The organism is Rhodanobacter ginsengisoli (assembly GCF_042657065.1).
GTDB classification, from domain to species: domain Bacteria; phylum Pseudomonadota; class Gammaproteobacteria; order Xanthomonadales; family Rhodanobacteraceae; genus Rhodanobacter; species Rhodanobacter ginsengisoli.
In genome coordinates, this window is the sequence record NZ_JBHSNF010000001.1 from 802,010 (window position 1) to 816,819 (window position 14,810).

Below are 14,810 nucleotides of genomic sequence, written 5' to 3' on the forward strand. Positions count from 1 at the left end.
GATTAACGCGGAACGGGCCGGGACCTGTCTCGCAATCAAGGGGGTGCCGTCTGTGAAGAACTGGCGGCGGTGCTTTTTAGCGGATCAAGATGTCAGGCCTCGGCCAGTGCGCGCGAGCGCAGATTGACATGCAGCTCGCCGGCGCGGCCGTACAGGCCGCTTTCGCCGGCGTGGCCGGTCAGTATCGACAGCGCCTTGCGCACCTGGCGCAGCCGCTGGTTGACCTCGTCGCCGTTGCGTTGATTGAGTCGCTGCGAGTCGCGTAGCGACTGCACGACCTGTGCCCAGTCCTGCTCGAGCCGGGTCGCCGTGGCCGGGGATTCACGGCTGAGCTGCAGGCGCTCGGCGTCGAGCTGTTCGAGTTGGAACATGAGGGCCTGCTTGCGCGTGCCGGCCTGGTTCAGCGCTTCGCTGTCGCCCGCGCCGAGCGCCGTGCGCTCCGCTTCGAGAACCTGCGCCAGCTCGTCGACGGCACGCTGCATGTCGTCGACGACCGCCTTGAGCGCGCTGTCCAGCTCGCCCTGCAGTTGCCGGCTCATGCCTTGCCCGTGCCGCCGATCTGCTGGTCCATCGCCAGCATGCGGTCGGCGATGCGACCGGAATTGATCTGGTAGCTGCCGTCGGCCAGCGATTGGCGCACGCGCTCGACCTTCAGCGGATCGATCGCGGCGGAGTCATCGGGACGCGCCGCCTGCTGCAATGCGCGGGCCGAATCGGTCAGCTTGAGCTGGTCGTCGGCGGGGCGAGCGGTGCCGCCGGAACCTCCCGGGGCAGCCGTCGTCGATGCGCCGCCACTTCCCTTGCTGCTGCCGGTGGCCTGTGCAAAGCCGGGCAATCCGTTGTTGGAAATAGTTGTGTTCATGGGTCCGTTCTCGATGCGGTGTTGGCCCTGTTAACTCTCAAGATCGGCCGTGGCGGTGGAAACTTTAGCGCGAATTCGGCCGGGCCCGGCCCCGGCCTCCCGCCGGAGGAGGCGGTCGCACGGTTCAGGGCAGTGCAAGCACCACCCCCGGTGCACTGACCATGGCGTCGATCACCCGTCCCGAACTGTCGTTGCGCACGCGCAGGCGGGCACCGTTGTCGCCGCCTCCCAGCGCGATACCGCTGGCGCGCACCTCGATGCCGTCGAGCTGGGCGATCAGCTGCACGTGGTCGCCCGCCCGCACCATGCGCCTGCCGCCCATGGCGGCAGGGGTGAGCACGCTGCCGGCCACCAGCGGGCGCGCCAGCGTGCGGCCGGTCAGCTGATCCGGGTTCCCTATATAGCCGTAGCCCAGCCGGGTGACGTCGCGTTCCTCGACACGGACGTCGCCAGGGTGAATGCCGTCGCCCCGCTGCAACGGGCGCGTGGTCACCAATACCGGGCGGAACAGCTGCAGGCGCAGGGGGATTCGCACGATCCAGCCGCCCGGCTGCGGGCATCGCACCTGCACCGCCATCAACGAGGAGGGTGCCGCGCGTTCCGGCACCGTGGCCTGCAGCGGCAGCGGGCAGCGGGCCAGCTTCAGGCGCGGGTCGAAAGGCCGGGTGCCGACGACGACCCGGCTGCCCGGCGATTCATAGTGCTGGCGCAGTGCCAGCGCGGCGGCGGCGCGCACCTCGGCCAGCGACTGCATCGGCGTCGCCGGCGCGGCGAAGCCGGGCGAGGCGAACGGGAGCGTGGCCAGGCACGCCGCCATGACTCGCCGACAGCAGCTGGCCCGCGCCTTTCTCATGCGTCCGCCAGCAACGAGCCCAGCTGTCCCAGCAGCGCTTCGCGCCCGGATTCCAGCTCCTGCGACAGTTGCGTGGCCTTTTCCAGCTGACCTTCGCTCAGCAGGTCGACGAACTGGCTGCTTTGCTGGAGCAACTGCGCACCGGCCGTGCTGAGGGCGGCGCCGGCCGGCAGATCCCGGTGAAGGGCGGCCAGCCGCGCGATGCTGCGATTCAGTGCATGGGTGTCGAACCAGCGGCGATCCAGCGCACTCGGTTCCAGCAGGGCGAGGTCCATCGCCTGGCGCAGGCTGAAGGCGGTTTCGCGCACGGTCAGGCTGAGGCTGGCCGGATCGCTGCCGCTTTCGCTCTCCAGCCAGTTCAGGCCCAGCCGGTGCGCCAGCAGCGCGGCCCGGTTCAGCGCCTCGGCCTGGCGCCGCGCTTCGGTGCCGCGTCGCTGCAGGGCGCCCAGCGCGGCCTGGGTCGCGGTGGCGCGGGCGTGCTGTGTATCGTGACTCTGCTGCAGGCCGGTGACCCGCTCGGTGACCGCCCGCAAGGCCTCGCTGCCCTGGCGCAACGCGGAACCGGCCTGGACGATACCCGTCTGTGCCCGTTCGAGCTGGCGCAGGCCGTGCTGCACGTCGCCGTCGAGCTGCAGCGAGAAGTCGCCGATCGAGCCGGTCACCGTCTCGATCTCGGTGGTGGTCAGGGTGGTCTTCTCGGCCAGTTGCTTGACCTCGTCGGCCACGACGGCAAAGCCCCGGCCGGCTTCACCGGCGCGCGCGGCCTCGATCGCCGCGTTCAACGCCACCAGGTTGGTCTGGTGGGCGATTTCCTGCACGACGCCGGTGAGCTTGCGGATCTGCGCGACTTGCTCGGCCAGCTTGCTCTGGTTGCGATTCATCGCCGACAGCGCGCTGCGCAGCAGCCGCAGCTGGCCGTCCAGCTCGCTGACGCTGCTCTCGCCGGAAAGCCCGGAGAGGCCCGCCTGACCCAGGTCGACCCCGGCTTGCTGCAGTGCCGTCGATATCCCGGCGCTGCCGGCCGTCAAACGATCGACGCTGCTGCGGCTTTCCGTGGTGGCCCGGTCCAGCGCCGTCTGTTCGCGGGCGAGTTGCTGCACCGCGCCCAGCACCAGGCTCTGCTGTTCCATGGTCTGCAACGCCACGGCGGCGGGCGGCTTGGCGACGGCGCAGGCAAGCAATGGCTCGATCGCCCGTGCGGTGCGTGGATATTTGCGCCGCAGGACGGCGACCTGTGCGTCGTTGCCTGCAGCGGCCGCCTGCACGAGGGCTGCCAGATGCTGTTTCCAGATAAAACTCATGAGGCGGACGTCACCTTGGATAGCGGGGATTGCTCAGGGATGCATCGTCAAGAAAGCTCGGAACTTGAGCAAGCAAGTCGCATGCCATGAGTCATGGCGCCGTCGCGCGCGGCCGCCGCTCAAGCCGGGCCTGCTGCGGTCGATACGCATGGCACGGGGCCGCAGACGCGGTATCTCCTTATCCGAGGGATCTGCATGAGCGGCACGCTGCTGGACAAGGTCGAGCAACACACCCGGTTGGCCGGGCACAACCGGGTGGCGATGCTGCTGTTCCGGCTGGGCGACACGCAATTGTTCGGCATCAACGTGTTCAAGGTGCGCGAAGTGCTGCGTCGCCCGCCGCTCGAGCGCATGCCCGGTCAGCATGCCCTGCATGCCGGCACCTGCGATTATCGCGGGCAGACCATACCGGTGATCGACCTGGCCGCCGCCATGGGTTACGCGCCGCTGCGCGACGTGGCATCCGCGCACCTGATGGTCACCGAGTTCAGCCGGTCGGTGCAGGGCTTCCTGGTCGCCGACCTGCAGCACATGGTCCATTGCCAGGGCGAGTCGCTGGTGGCGCCACCCAGCACGCTGGGGTTCGGCGCGCGGGTCAATGCGGTCACCCGGGTGAACGGCGCGCTGCTTGCCGTGGTCGACGTGGAGCACATCCTGGCCAGCATCGACGGCACACCGGCCGAGCTGTCGGCGCACGTGCAACGGGCGGCCAGTGCCCGCCTGCTCCATGCGCGACGGGTGCTCGTCGCGGACGACTCGCTGATCGCGCGGCGCCGGATCGTGGGCCTGCTCAACAAGATGAATATCGAGTGCGTGGTGGCACAGGACGGCCGCGAGGCGCTCGAACGCCTGCTCGAACTGGCGGACGCCGAACCGGCCGAGCGGATCGACCTGGTGGTGTCGGATATCGAGATGCCGCGACTCGACGGCTATGCCCTGACCCGGGCCATCCGCGAGACGCCGGCGTTGCGCCGACTCAAGGTGGTGCTGCACAGCTCGCTGAGCGGCCTGTTCAACGAGGGCATGATCAAGGAGGTCAAGGCGGATCGCTTCGTCGCGAAGTTCCAGCCGGACGTGCTGGCACAGGCCGTGCTGGATCTCCTGCCGGAGCAGCCCGCCGCGACCTGAGCGACGGTTCCGGGGCGCGTCAACAATCCGTCTTCGTGCCCCCGGGCCGTCGGGGCGGCGTCACCGGCTGCCGGCGCAGCCCAGCGCCAGCAAGGGTTCCGGCCTGATGGCATGCAATTTGCCTTCTCTCTCGTGCGGCAACTGCCACGCGGAGCGAAGCGATGAGTCTGACCCCTGACAACCTTTTCGGAATCCATACCCAGGCGCTGAACCTCTGGCAGCGTCGCAGTGAAGTGCTGGCCAACAACCTGGCCAACGCCGATACCCCGGGATTCCTGGCGCGCGATATCGATTTCCGCAAGGCGCTCGCCGCGGCCGGCGGCACGTCCGCGGCATCGGGCAGCCTGGCGCTCGAGACGACGTCGCCCGGGCAGATCGGATCTTCCCCGGCGCAGTCGGGCGCGCCACTCGAATACCAGGTGCCCAGCCAGCCGAGCATGGACGGCAACACCGTCGATGAGCAGGTGCAGCAAGCCGACTTCGCGGCGAACAGCGTGCACTACCAGGCGAGCCTCTCCTTCATCACCGCGCAGATCCACATGTTGCGCACCGCGATCACGGGCCAGGCCTGATGTCGCTCTTCTCGATCTTCAATGTCGCCGGTTCCGGCATGGCCGCGCAGTCGCAGCGGCTGAACACGGTGGCCAGCAACCTGGCCAATGCCGACAGCGTGGCCAGTTCGCCGCAGGCGGCCTATCGCTCGAAAGAGCCCCTGTTCTCGCAGATCCAGCAGCAGTCGCTTGCCGCCTCGGGTACCGGCCATGCCGGCGATGGCGCCGACGGCGGGGTCCAGGTGGTCGGGGTTACCGAGAGCCAAGCCGCGATCCCGAGTCGCTACGAGCCGGGCAATCCGCTGGCCGATGCCAACGGCTACGTCTATTCCAGCAACGTCAATCCGGTGGACGAGCTGGTCAACATGATTTCAGCCTCGCGTTCCTACCAGAACAACGTCGAGGTCATGAACACCACCAAACAGCTGATGCTGAAGACACTGACGATCGGCCAATAAGAGGCAACGGAGCGCACCATGACCACGGTCAACACCAACAATGCCGCGGCAAATGCCGCAAGTTCCCCGGTGGGGTCGACGGTTTCCGCCAGCCTGTCGCAGGCGGACTTCCTGAAACTGATGACGGCGCAGCTGCAGGCGCAGGATCCGACGCATCCGGTGGACAACACCCAGTTCGTTTCGCAGATGGCGCAGTTCAGCCAGCTTTCCAGCAGCCAGGACCTGCTCACTTCGGTGAACGGACTGAACAGCACCCTGAGCAGTTCGCTGCAGACCTCGCAGGTGCTGGGTTCGGCCAACCTGGTCAACCGGGAGGTGCTGGTGCCTTCGTCCACCCTCAGCTACAGCGGCAGCACGGTTACCGGGGCGGCCAATGTCAGCAGCACCGGCGACGTCAGCGTGAGCATTCTCGATTCCACCGGAAAGGTGGTGCGCAGCATGGATCTGGGCACCCGGAACAGCGGGCTTTCGCAATTCACCTGGGATGGCAAGGACGACAGCGGCAACCCGGTGGCGCAGGGCGCGTACACGCTGGCGGCAAGCAGCAATGGCAGTTCGCTGGATACGTACGCGGCGGGCAAGGTGACCGCGGTCGGGTATGGCGGAAACGACGTGGGGACCTATCTGCAGGTCGCGGGAGTCGGCGGAGTTCCGCTCACCCAGGTGGCGCAGATTCTCTGATGTACAGGCGCAACTCTTTCAATCGTTCGAGGAATCCATCATGGCTTTGAGTACGGCACTCAGCGGAATCAATGCGGCACAGGCGGATCTGAACGTCATCGCCAACAATATCTCGAACGCGAACACGACCGGCTTCAAGGGCTCGCGGGCGCAGTTCGCCGATATCTTCGCGGTCACCGGATCCAATCTGAACTCCACCGCGACCGGCAGCGGCACCCGCCTGGCCAGCGTGGCCCAGCAGTTTGCGCAGGGCGATGTGGCGACCACCAACAACAGCCTGGACATGGCGATCAGCGGCAACGGGTTCTTCGTGATCAACGATGGCACCGGCGTCACCTACACCCGTGCCGGTGATTTCCAGAAGGACCCCAACAGCAACATCGTCACACCCAGCGGCGCGTTCCTGCAGGTCTATCCGTCCAATGGCGCGGGCGGTTTCGATACCAGCACGCTGGCCAACCTGCAGCTGACCGCGGCGCAAAGCAATGCCACGCCGACCTCGCTGGTGACGATGACCTCGAATCTGCCGGCAAGCGCAACGGTGTCCGCCAATCCGTTCAGCCCGACCGACGCGACCAGCTACCAGGCCGCCACGCCGGTCACCGTCTACGACTCGCAGGGTGGCTCGCACCAGGGCACCGTCTATTACAACAAGACCGCCACCAACAGCTGGGATGCCAACCTGTACGTCGACGGGATCAGCGCCGGCACGCAGGCACTGACCTTCGACGTGAACGGCAATCTCACCACGCCGGCCAACGGCAACCTGGTGTTCACCCCGGTGAACCTGGCGAACGGTTCCGCCCCGCTGGCGCTGACCGTCAACGTCTCCGGCACCACCCAGTTCGGCACCGGCTACTCGCCCGGCACGATCACCCAGAACGGTTTCGAGGCCGGCTCCTTCTCGTCGATCGACATCGACAGCAAGGGTGTGGTGACGGCGAACTATTCGAACAACCAGAGCACCCAGCTGGGTCAGATCGCGCTGGCGAATTTCCCCAACCTGCAGGGCTTGCGTCAGCTCGGCAACAGCGCCTGGGCGGCCAGCGGCGACTCCGGCGTGGCGGTGATGGGTACGGCCGGGGCCGGCCAGTTCGGCGCCATCCAGTCCGGTGCGCTGGAGGGCTCCAATACCGCCGATACCACCTCGCAGCTGGTCAACATGATCCAGGCGCAGCGCGACTACCAGGCGAACGCGCAGGTGCTGTCGACCGACAGCACGCTGGCCTCCGCGCTGTTCAACGCCGTCTCCAGGTAATCGACCGTCATGGATCGTTCCCTCTATCTGGCAATGACCGGCGCCACGCAGATGATGCGTGCGCAGGAGGTGGTCAGCAACAACCTGGCCAACGCTTCCACGGTCGGCTTCAAGAGCGAGCTGAGCGCATTCAGGAGCCTGCCGGTGCTGGGCGAAGGACTGCCCACGCGCGTCAACGCGGTGGCGGTGGGCGTCGGTCAGGATCAGGGGCAGGGCGCCACCACCAGCACGGGTCGACCGCTCGACGTGGCGCTCAACGGCAGCGGCTGGATCGCGGTGCAGTCGCCTGACGGTTCGGAAGGCTATACCCGCGCCGGCGAACTGCAGCTGACCTCCGCCGGCCAGTTGACCGATGCCAAGGGCAATCCGGTGCTGGGCAGCTCCGGCCCGATCAGCCTGGCCGACAGCGAGCACATCCGGATCGGCGAGGACGGCACGATTTCCGCGGTGCCGGCCGGCGACGGGCCGAACACGGTGGCCGCGCTGGATCAGATCCGGCTGGTCAATCCCGACCCGGCCGGGATGATCCAGGGCAGCGACGGCCTGATGCACCTGGCCGATGGCGGGCAGGCCGAGGTCGATCCCGGCGTGCGGGTCACTTCCGGTGCGCTGGAGTCCAGCAACGTCAATGCCTCGGCCGAGCTGGTGAAGATGATCGCGTTGTCGCGTCAGTACGACATGCAGATCAAGTCGATCAAGAGTGCCGAGGACAACGCCGCCGCCGCCACCAAACTTCTGCAGTCGAACTGACCGACGACTGTGCCCATCATCTGGAGTGACTGACCATGCTTTCTTCCCTTTGGATCGCCAAGACCGGCCTCGATGCGCAGCAGACGCGCATGGACGTCATATCCAACAACCTGGCCAATGCCAACACGACCGGTTTCAAGACGTCGCGGGCATCGTTCCAGGACCTGATGTACCAGAACAAGGGCCAGCCCGGCGGGCAGACCACGCAGCAGACCCTGTCCCCTTCGGGGCTGATGCTGGGTACCGGCGTGCGCGTGGTCGGCACGGCGAAACTGTTCACCCAGGGCAGCATCACGCAGACCGGCAACTCGCTGGACGTGGCCATCCAGGGCAGCGGTTTCCTGCAGGTCAGCATGCCCGACGGCAGCACCGCCTACACCCGTGACGGGTCGCTGCAGACCGATGCGAATGGCCAGCTGGTGACCGCCAACGGCTACCCGCTGGATCCGCCGGTGACCCTGCCGAGCAACGTGCAGAGCATCACCATCGGCAACGACGGCACGGTCTCGGCCACCACCAACGGCACGGCGGCATCGGTGCAGGTGGGCGCGCTGCAACTGGCGAACTTCGTCAATCCGGCCGGCCTGGAGGCACGCGGCGACAACCTCTATCTGGAAACCAGCTCCAGCGGTTCGCCGCAGACCGGGCAGCCTGGACTGAACGGCCTTGGCACGCTGCAGCAGGGCTCGCTCGAATCCTCCAACGTCAACGTGGTCGGCGAGATGGTCGACATGATCGAGACCCAGCGCACCTACGAAATGAACTCCAAGGCGATCAGCAGCGCCGACCAGATGCTGCAGAACCTGACGACCAACATGTGAGTACGGCATGGCCTCGATGACTTCAATCCTGCGCGGGTTCACGGCACTGAGCTGGCTGTTGCTGGCCGGCTGCGTCACGCACGTGGTGCACGACGACTCGCAGTGGGCCGCGACCGCGCCGAGCGAGGTCGATCGGGCGCCGCCGGCCGACGGGTCGATCTACCACGATGCGCAAAGCCTGGAACTGTTCACCGATTCGCGTGCGCATCGCGTGGGCGACATCCTCACCGTGGTGCTGCAGGAAAGCACCCAGGCCAGCAAGAAGGCCACCACCAGCACCAGCAAGAACGACAGCGTGGCGCTCGCCTCGCCGACCATCCTGGGGCAGTCGCTGTCGATCGGGGGCAACCCGGGGACCGTCGGCCTGAACGGGAAGAATGCGTTCGACGGCGCGGGGTCGAGCAGCCAGAGCAACCAGCTCACCGGCCAGATCACGGTCACCGTGGCGAAGCGGCTGTCCAACGGCAACCTGTTCGTGCGCGGCGAGAAATGGCTGACGATCAACCAGGGCCAGGAGCTGGTGCGCATTTCGGGCATCGTGCGCCCGCAGGACATCAGCCAGGACAACAGCATTCCCTCCACGCGCGTGGCCGATGCGCACATCGCCTATACCGGGCGCGGGTCACTCGCCGATGCGAATACGCAGGGCTGGCTGGCGCGCTTCTTCAATTCCAAGTGGATGCCGTTCTGATGAAAGCGCGCCGAATGATGAGGCCGGTGGCCGTGCATGCCCCCGCGGCGGAACCCGCGGGCGGCGGCCATGGCCGACCGGTCGTGCCGATGCCGCGCATGGACGTGCATGACGGCAGGCGGGCCGCCGAGTTGCGCCGCATCGCGATACGCGAAGTGCTGTTGCGCTGGCGCGCCACCGGTACGCTGGTGCTGGCCTGCCTGATGCTGGGGCTGGCGGTGCCGGCGCATGCCGACAAGATCCAGGACCTCGCCTCGGTCGGCGGCGTGCGCAGCAACCAGTTGATCGGCTATGGCCTGGTGGTCGGTCTGGATGGCAGCGGCGACCAGACCACGCAATCGCCGTTCACCACCCAGAGCCTGGAAAACATGCTGCAGCAGTTCGGCGTGACGGTGCCGGCCAGTGCCCGCCCGCAGCTGAAGAACGCCGCGGCCGTGGTCATCACCGCGAACCTGCCGCCATTCGCCAAGCCGGGGCAGAACATCGACGTCACGGTGGCCTCGATCAGCAATGCCAAGAGCCTGCGCGGCGGCCAGCTGCTGATGACGCCGCTGCGCGGTGCCGACGGCAATGTCTATGCGATCGCGCAGGGCAGCGTGGTGATCGGCGGCGCCAGTGCGCAGGGCAAGAGCGGCTCCAGCGTGCAGGTGAACATCTCCGACAGCGGCCGCATCCCCAACGGCGCGTCGGTGGAACGCAGCGTGGCCTCGTCGTTCAGCCAGGACGGCAACCTGATGCTCAATCTCAACACCCCGGATTTCACCACCGCCGCGCGCATCGCCGAAGCGGTCAACCATGCCTACGGTGCCGGCACGGCCGCCGCTGTCGATGGCGGCACGGTGTCGGTGCGCTCGCCGCAGGACCCGTCGCAGAAGGTGGCCTGGCTGGGTGCGATCCAGAACCTCGATGTCACGCCCGGCAGCCCGCCGGCCCGCGTGGTGATCAATTCGCGCACCGGCACGGTCGTGATCGGTTCGGACGTGAAAGTCAGCGCGGCCGCGGTTGCCCACGGTTCGATCCAGGTCACCATCAGCGAGCAGCCGCAGGTCAGCCAGCCCGGACCGTTCAGCAACGGCCAGACCGCGATCGTGCAGAACAGCAGCGTGCAGATCAGCGAAGGCAGCGGGCACATGTTCAAGTTCGATCCGGGCGTGAGCCTGGATACCATCGTGCGTGCGGTCAATCAGGTCGGCGCCGCGCCGAGCGACCTGATCTCGATCCTGCAGGCGCTGAAACAGGCCGGCGCCCTGCATGCCGAGCTGGTCGTGATCTGATGGCCATCGGTGGCGACCCGGCGATGCAGAGCCTCAACACCTGGACCGATCTGTCCGGGTTCAGTGCCCTGCGTCAACAGGCGCAGACTGACAGCAAGGCGGCGCTGCCGGTCGTCGCGAAACAGTTCGAATCCATCTTTACCCAGATGGTGCTGAAGTCGATGCGGGAAGCCAACTACGGCGACAAGCTGTTCGACAGCCAGGCCGGCGATGCGTGGCAGGGCCTGTTCGATCAGCAGCTTTCGGTGAGCCTGTCGAGCAAGGGGCATGGCCTGGGCATCGCGGACATGCTGGTGCGCCAGCTCGGCGGCCATGTCGCGGGTGCCGCGGGACAACCGGTGGCCGCGGGCGATCCGGGCCAGCCGGCGGCAGGTTCGCCGGACAACTGGAAAGAGCGTCTGGGCACGGTAGTCGACGCGGTGAGCTCCGCCAGCGAGAGCGTATCCAGGTGGGTGCCGGGCGACCCTGCCGATTTCGTGCGGCAACTGGCGCCGTATGCGAAGAAGGCCGCCGAGAAACTCGGTGTCTCGCTGCGTGCCGTGCTGGCCCAGGCGGCGCTGGAAACCCAGTGGGGCAAGCACATGCCGACCCATGCCGATGGCAGCAGCAGCAACAACCTGTTCGGCATCAAGGCCGGCTCCGGCTGGGACGGTGGCCGGGTCAACGTGCCGACGCTGGAATTCGAGGGGGGTGTTGCGGTCAGGCGACACGCCCACTTCCGCGCCTACGAATCGCCGCAGCAGTCGTTCGACGACTATGCCCGCCTGATCGGCGACAACCCGCGCTATGCCGCCGCCCTGGGCAAGGGCGACGACGTGCTCGGTTTCGCCCGCGGACTGATCAGCGGCAGCTACGCGACCGACCCGGCGTATGCGTCCAAGATCGCCGCCATCGCCAACAGTCCCGCCATGCGTCAGGCGCTGTCGGCGCTCAAGAACGCCGTCAAATTGCCGACATCATCAGAATGAAGCGCCCAGGAATGACCCATGGCTAACATGCTCAGCACCGGTATTTCCGGGCTCAATGCCGCGCAGGTGGCGCTCAGCACGGTCAGCAACAACATCAGCAACACCAACACGCCGGGCTACGACCGGCAGCTGGTGCAGCAGACCGATGCCGTCACGCAGTCCAACGGCCGCTACACGATCGGCAGCGGCGTCAACGTGGTGGCGGTGCAGCGCGCCTACAGCGAATACCTGACCAGTGCAGTGTGGAACAGCCATGCCAGCCTGCAGCGGGCGTCGACCTACAACGATCTGGCGACCACGCTGAACAGCGCGCTCAGCGCCAGCGGCGACCTGCAGGGCTCGCTCGACAGCTTCTATGGTGCGTTCAGCGCCGTGGCGAATGCGCCGGGCAGCACGTCCAGCCGGCAGGCCCTGCTGGGCAGCGCCGGCACGCTGGCGGCCGTGTTCAACACGCTCGGCCAGCAGCTGAGTTCGCAGCAGGGCCAGGTCAACAGCCAGATCACCAGCACGGTCACCAGCATCAACAGCGTGATCGGCAACATCGCGGACATCAACCAGCAGATCAACCAGGCCAGCGCCACCGGCCAGCCCAACGCGCTGCTCGATCAACGCGACGCCCTGATCGGCACGCTGTCCGGCTATCTGGGCGTGACCGCCGTGGCCGAGAAGAACGGCACGGTGAGCGTGTATTCGTCGAGCGGGCAGGCGCTGGTCAGCGGCAGCAATGCCTACAAGCTGTCCACCGGCCGCAACAGCTACGATCCGACCAGTCCGGATGTGTTCGACAGTTCCGGCAACAACATCACCAGCCGGCTGAGCGGCGGTTCGCTCGGCGCCTTGCTGGACTATCGGGCCAACGTGCTCGCGCCGGTGCAGAACGGGCTGGGGCAGGCGGCGGTGGCGCTGGCTACCAGCGTCAACACCCAGCAGGCCAAGGGACTCGATCTCAGCGGACAGCAGGGTGGCGCGATCTTCAGCGTGCCCTCGCCAACCGTGCTCGGTGCCGCCGGCAACCTGGGCAATGCCGGTATCGCGGCCAGCATCAGCGACGTTTCGCAGCTGACCACGTCGGACTACAAGCTCAGCTACGACGGCAGCCAGTGGAACCTGCAGACCACGGCGGGGCAGAACGTCGCGCTGACCACGAACGCGAACGGCAGCCTGTCGGCCGATGGGCTGACGTTCACCGTTTCCGGGACGGCACAGGCCGGCGACAGCTATCAGATCCAGCCCACCCGCAATGCCGCGTCCGGGCTTTCCGTGGTGCTGACGAATCCCGCGGGCGTGGCGGCCGCGGCGGCACTGGACATCGGCGCGGGCAGCGGCAATGCCGGCAGCGCGACGGCCGGTGCGGTGAGCGTGACGGACCCGGCCAATCCGGCTTTGCTGAGCAATGCCTCGGTGACCTTCACCGCACCCAACGCCTACCAGGTCACCGACGGCAGCGGCACCGTGCTGGCCAGTGGCGCGTACGTCTCCGGCCAGCCGATCTCGGCGAACGGCTGGAGCGTGACGCTCTCGGGTGCGCCGGCGACCGGCGACAGTTTCAGCGTGGCGGCCAATACCAATGGGCTGAACGACAACAGCAATGCGCTGGCGCTGGCCGGCATGGCGACGCAGGGCGTGCTCGCCGGCGGCAACACCTCGGTGCTGAACGCCTTTGCCAGCCTCACCACGCAGATCGGCAACGTCGGCAGCCAGGCGGCCACCAACCTGACCACCCAGACCAGCCTCAACAACCAGGCCGTATCGGCCCAGCAGAGCGTTTCCGGCGTGAACCTCGATGAAGAGGCCGCCAGCCTGGTCAGGTTCCAGCAGGCCTACCAGGCGTCGGCGCAGATCATTTCGACCTCGCAGACGATCTTCAGCAGCCTGCTGAACGCGATCCATTGACCGTGATCCGGGAATAGTCGACATGCGCCTTTCCACCAGCTGGATGTACCAACAATCGACCAGCACGATGCTGAGCCAGCAAGCCACGCTGGCCGCGACCCAGAACCAGGTCAGCACCGGCAAGCGCATCAACGTCGCCTCGGACGATCCCGCCGGCGCCGGGCAGATGGTCAGCCTGGGCCACATCCTGGCCGCCAACGGGCAATACTCGAGCAACATCGACAGCGCAAATACCCGGCTCTCGACCGAGCAGACGACGCTGAGTTCGGTCGGCAACCTGCTCGACAGCGCGCGTTCGACGGCGCTGCAGGGCATCAACGGCGTGCTGTCCAGCAGCGATCGTGCGGGCATGGCGACCCAGCTGAGCCAGCTGCGCGAGCAGCTCGTGCAGATGGCCAATACCAGCGACAGCAACGGCAACGCGCTGTTCGCCGGCACCAGCACCACCGCGGCACCGTTCGTCCAGGGTGCCGGTGGATCGGTGAGCTATGCCGGCAACGATTCGGTACTGATGGCTGCGGTCGGGCCGGGGCTCAAGGTGCCGACCAGCGATGCCGGCAGCGCCGTGTTCATGAACATCCCCGCCGGAAACGGCAGCTTCACCGCCAGCGCGGGCATCGCCAACACCGGCACCCTCGTGGTCGGCGAAAACACCGTCAGCGACCCGGTCGCGTGGAACGCCGCCAGCGCCGCCAGTGGCGGCGGCTATGCGATCAGCTTCGGCGCCAACGGCAGCTGGACGGCGGCCGACGCCAACGGCAACCCGGTGCTCGACGGCAGCGGCAACCCGGTCGGCGGCACCTACCAGGATGGCGGCAGCATCAGCTTCAACGGCCTGTCGATCAGCATGAGCGGCACGCCCGCCGCGGGTGATACCGTCAACGTCAAGTCGGGCGGCACGCAGGACATCTTTGCCACGCTGGACAACATGATCGCGGCGCTGCGCAGCAACGGCAGCAGCACCGACCTGTCCAACAGTCTCAATCGGCAGATCGAGTCGCTGGATCAGACGCAAAGCGTCGTGACCAGCACGTCGGTGTCGATCGGCGGGCGAATCAACACCATCAACCAGCAGCAGGCCGCTTATCAGGATCTCGGCGTCACCTACAAGGACACGTTGTCCGGTGTGCGCGATGTGGACGTCTATACGGCCATAAGCAATCTGTCGTCGCAGTCCGCCGCGCTGCAGGCCTCGCAGCAGGTCTTTGCGCAGGTCAAGTCGATGACCCTGTTCAACTACATCAAGTAGTGCGGATCGGACCGGATGCCCGGTCTACGCCTGATGGCGCAGCGGCCCCGGTCCGCGCGCCGAGGGGCGGGG

The 14,810-nt window shown here is 67.0% G+C and carries 16 protein-coding genes; 12 read left to right on the top strand and 4 right to left on the bottom strand.

The features are described from left to right. Positions 1-92: 92 nt before the first annotated feature. The 4 genes from ACFPPA_RS03380 to ACFPPA_RS03395 all read right to left on the bottom strand — a co-directional run bounded on the left by ACFPPA_RS03380 (position 93) and on the right by ACFPPA_RS03395 (position 3,016). Positions 93-539 (bottom strand): flagella synthesis protein FlgN, encoded by a 447-nt coding sequence (locus ACFPPA_RS03380; RefSeq protein ID WP_377317276.1) that lies wholly within the window; start codon positions 537-539, stop codon positions 93-95. Continuing rightward, positions 536-862 carry a flagellar biosynthesis anti-sigma factor FlgM gene (gene flgM, locus ACFPPA_RS03385; protein WP_377317278.1) on the bottom strand — a complete coding sequence of 109 codons (327 nt, stop codon included), beginning with the start codon at positions 860-862 and terminating at the stop codon, positions 536-538. The genes ACFPPA_RS03380 and flgM overlap by 4 nt, the downstream gene beginning before the upstream one ends. Positions 863-986: 124 nt before the next feature. After that, the gene (gene flgA, locus ACFPPA_RS03390) at positions 987-1,679 is read right to left on the bottom strand and encodes a flagellar basal body P-ring formation chaperone FlgA (protein ID WP_377317280.1); all 693 of its coding nucleotides are present in this window, start codon (positions 1,677-1,679) and stop codon (positions 987-989) included. Positions 1,680-1,711: 32 nt separating this feature from the next. After that, positions 1,712-3,016 carry a methyl-accepting chemotaxis protein gene (locus ACFPPA_RS03395; RefSeq protein ID WP_377317282.1) on the bottom strand — a complete coding sequence of 435 codons (1,305 nt, stop codon included), beginning with the start codon at positions 3,014-3,016 and terminating at the stop codon, positions 1,712-1,714. A 195-nt stretch (positions 3,017-3,211) separates the two neighbouring features. Here ACFPPA_RS03395 and ACFPPA_RS03400 point away from each other — a divergent pair, with 195 nt between their 5' ends. The 12 genes from ACFPPA_RS03400 (at position 3,212) to flgL (ending at position 14,738) form a co-directional block, all read left to right on the top strand. After that, on the top strand, positions 3,212-4,144 hold the full coding sequence (locus ACFPPA_RS03400) for a chemotaxis protein (protein WP_377317284.1): 933 nt from the start codon (positions 3,212-3,214) through the stop codon (positions 4,142-4,144). Positions 4,145-4,305: 161 nt separating this feature from the next. Beyond that, on the top strand, positions 4,306-4,716 hold the full coding sequence (gene flgB / locus ACFPPA_RS03405) for a flagellar basal body rod protein FlgB (protein WP_377317286.1): 411 nt from the start codon (positions 4,306-4,308) through the stop codon (positions 4,714-4,716). Next, a complete protein-coding gene (flgC, locus tag ACFPPA_RS03410; protein WP_377317288.1) occupies positions 4,716-5,153 on the top strand; it encodes a flagellar basal body rod protein FlgC in 438 nt (145 codons plus the stop codon). Before flgB ends, flgC begins: the two co-directional genes overlap by 1 nt. An 18-nt stretch (positions 5,154-5,171) precedes the next feature. Continuing rightward, entirely contained in the window at positions 5,172-5,834 is a 663-nt protein-coding gene (locus ACFPPA_RS03415) for a flagellar hook assembly protein FlgD (RefSeq protein WP_377317290.1), read from the top strand. A gap of 40 nt (positions 5,835-5,874) precedes the next feature. After that, positions 5,875-7,092, top strand: coding sequence for a flagellar hook protein FlgE (gene flgE / locus ACFPPA_RS03420; RefSeq protein ID WP_377317292.1), 1,218 nt, complete (start codon positions 5,875-5,877; stop codon positions 7,090-7,092). 9 nt (positions 7,093-7,101) lie between these two features. After that, the gene (gene flgF / locus ACFPPA_RS03425) at positions 7,102-7,842 is read left to right on the top strand and encodes a flagellar basal-body rod protein FlgF (RefSeq protein WP_377317294.1); all 741 of its coding nucleotides are present in this window, start codon (positions 7,102-7,104) and stop codon (positions 7,840-7,842) included. Positions 7,843-7,877: 35 nt separating this feature from the next. Then, complete coding sequence (gene flgG / locus ACFPPA_RS03430) at positions 7,878-8,663, top strand: flagellar basal-body rod protein FlgG (protein WP_377317296.1); 786 nt, start codon at positions 7,878-7,880, stop codon at positions 8,661-8,663. 7 nt (positions 8,664-8,670) lie between these two features. Beyond that, the gene (gene flgH / locus ACFPPA_RS03435) at positions 8,671-9,354 is read left to right on the top strand and encodes a flagellar basal body L-ring protein FlgH (protein WP_377317298.1); all 684 of its coding nucleotides are present in this window, start codon (positions 8,671-8,673) and stop codon (positions 9,352-9,354) included. Between the two features lie 203 nt (positions 9,355-9,557). Next, the gene (locus ACFPPA_RS03440) at positions 9,558-10,628 is read left to right on the top strand and encodes a flagellar basal body P-ring protein FlgI (protein WP_377319435.1); all 1,071 of its coding nucleotides are present in this window, start codon (positions 9,558-9,560) and stop codon (positions 10,626-10,628) included. Continuing rightward, the gene (gene flgJ / locus ACFPPA_RS03445) at positions 10,628-11,596 is read left to right on the top strand and encodes a flagellar assembly peptidoglycan hydrolase FlgJ (protein WP_377317300.1); all 969 of its coding nucleotides are present in this window, start codon (positions 10,628-10,630) and stop codon (positions 11,594-11,596) included. The genes ACFPPA_RS03440 and flgJ overlap by 1 nt, the downstream gene beginning before the upstream one ends. An 18-nt stretch (positions 11,597-11,614) precedes the next feature. Then, positions 11,615-13,489, top strand: a complete 1,875-nt coding sequence (flgK, locus tag ACFPPA_RS03450) for a flagellar hook-associated protein FlgK (protein WP_377317302.1) — start codon at positions 11,615-11,617, stop codon at positions 13,487-13,489. 22 nt (positions 13,490-13,511) lie between these two features. After that, positions 13,512-14,738 carry a flagellar hook-associated protein FlgL gene (flgL, locus tag ACFPPA_RS03455; RefSeq protein ID WP_377317304.1) on the top strand — a complete coding sequence of 409 codons (1,227 nt, stop codon included), beginning with the start codon at positions 13,512-13,514 and terminating at the stop codon, positions 14,736-14,738. The last annotated feature ends 72 nt before the right edge of the window (positions 14,739-14,810 follow it).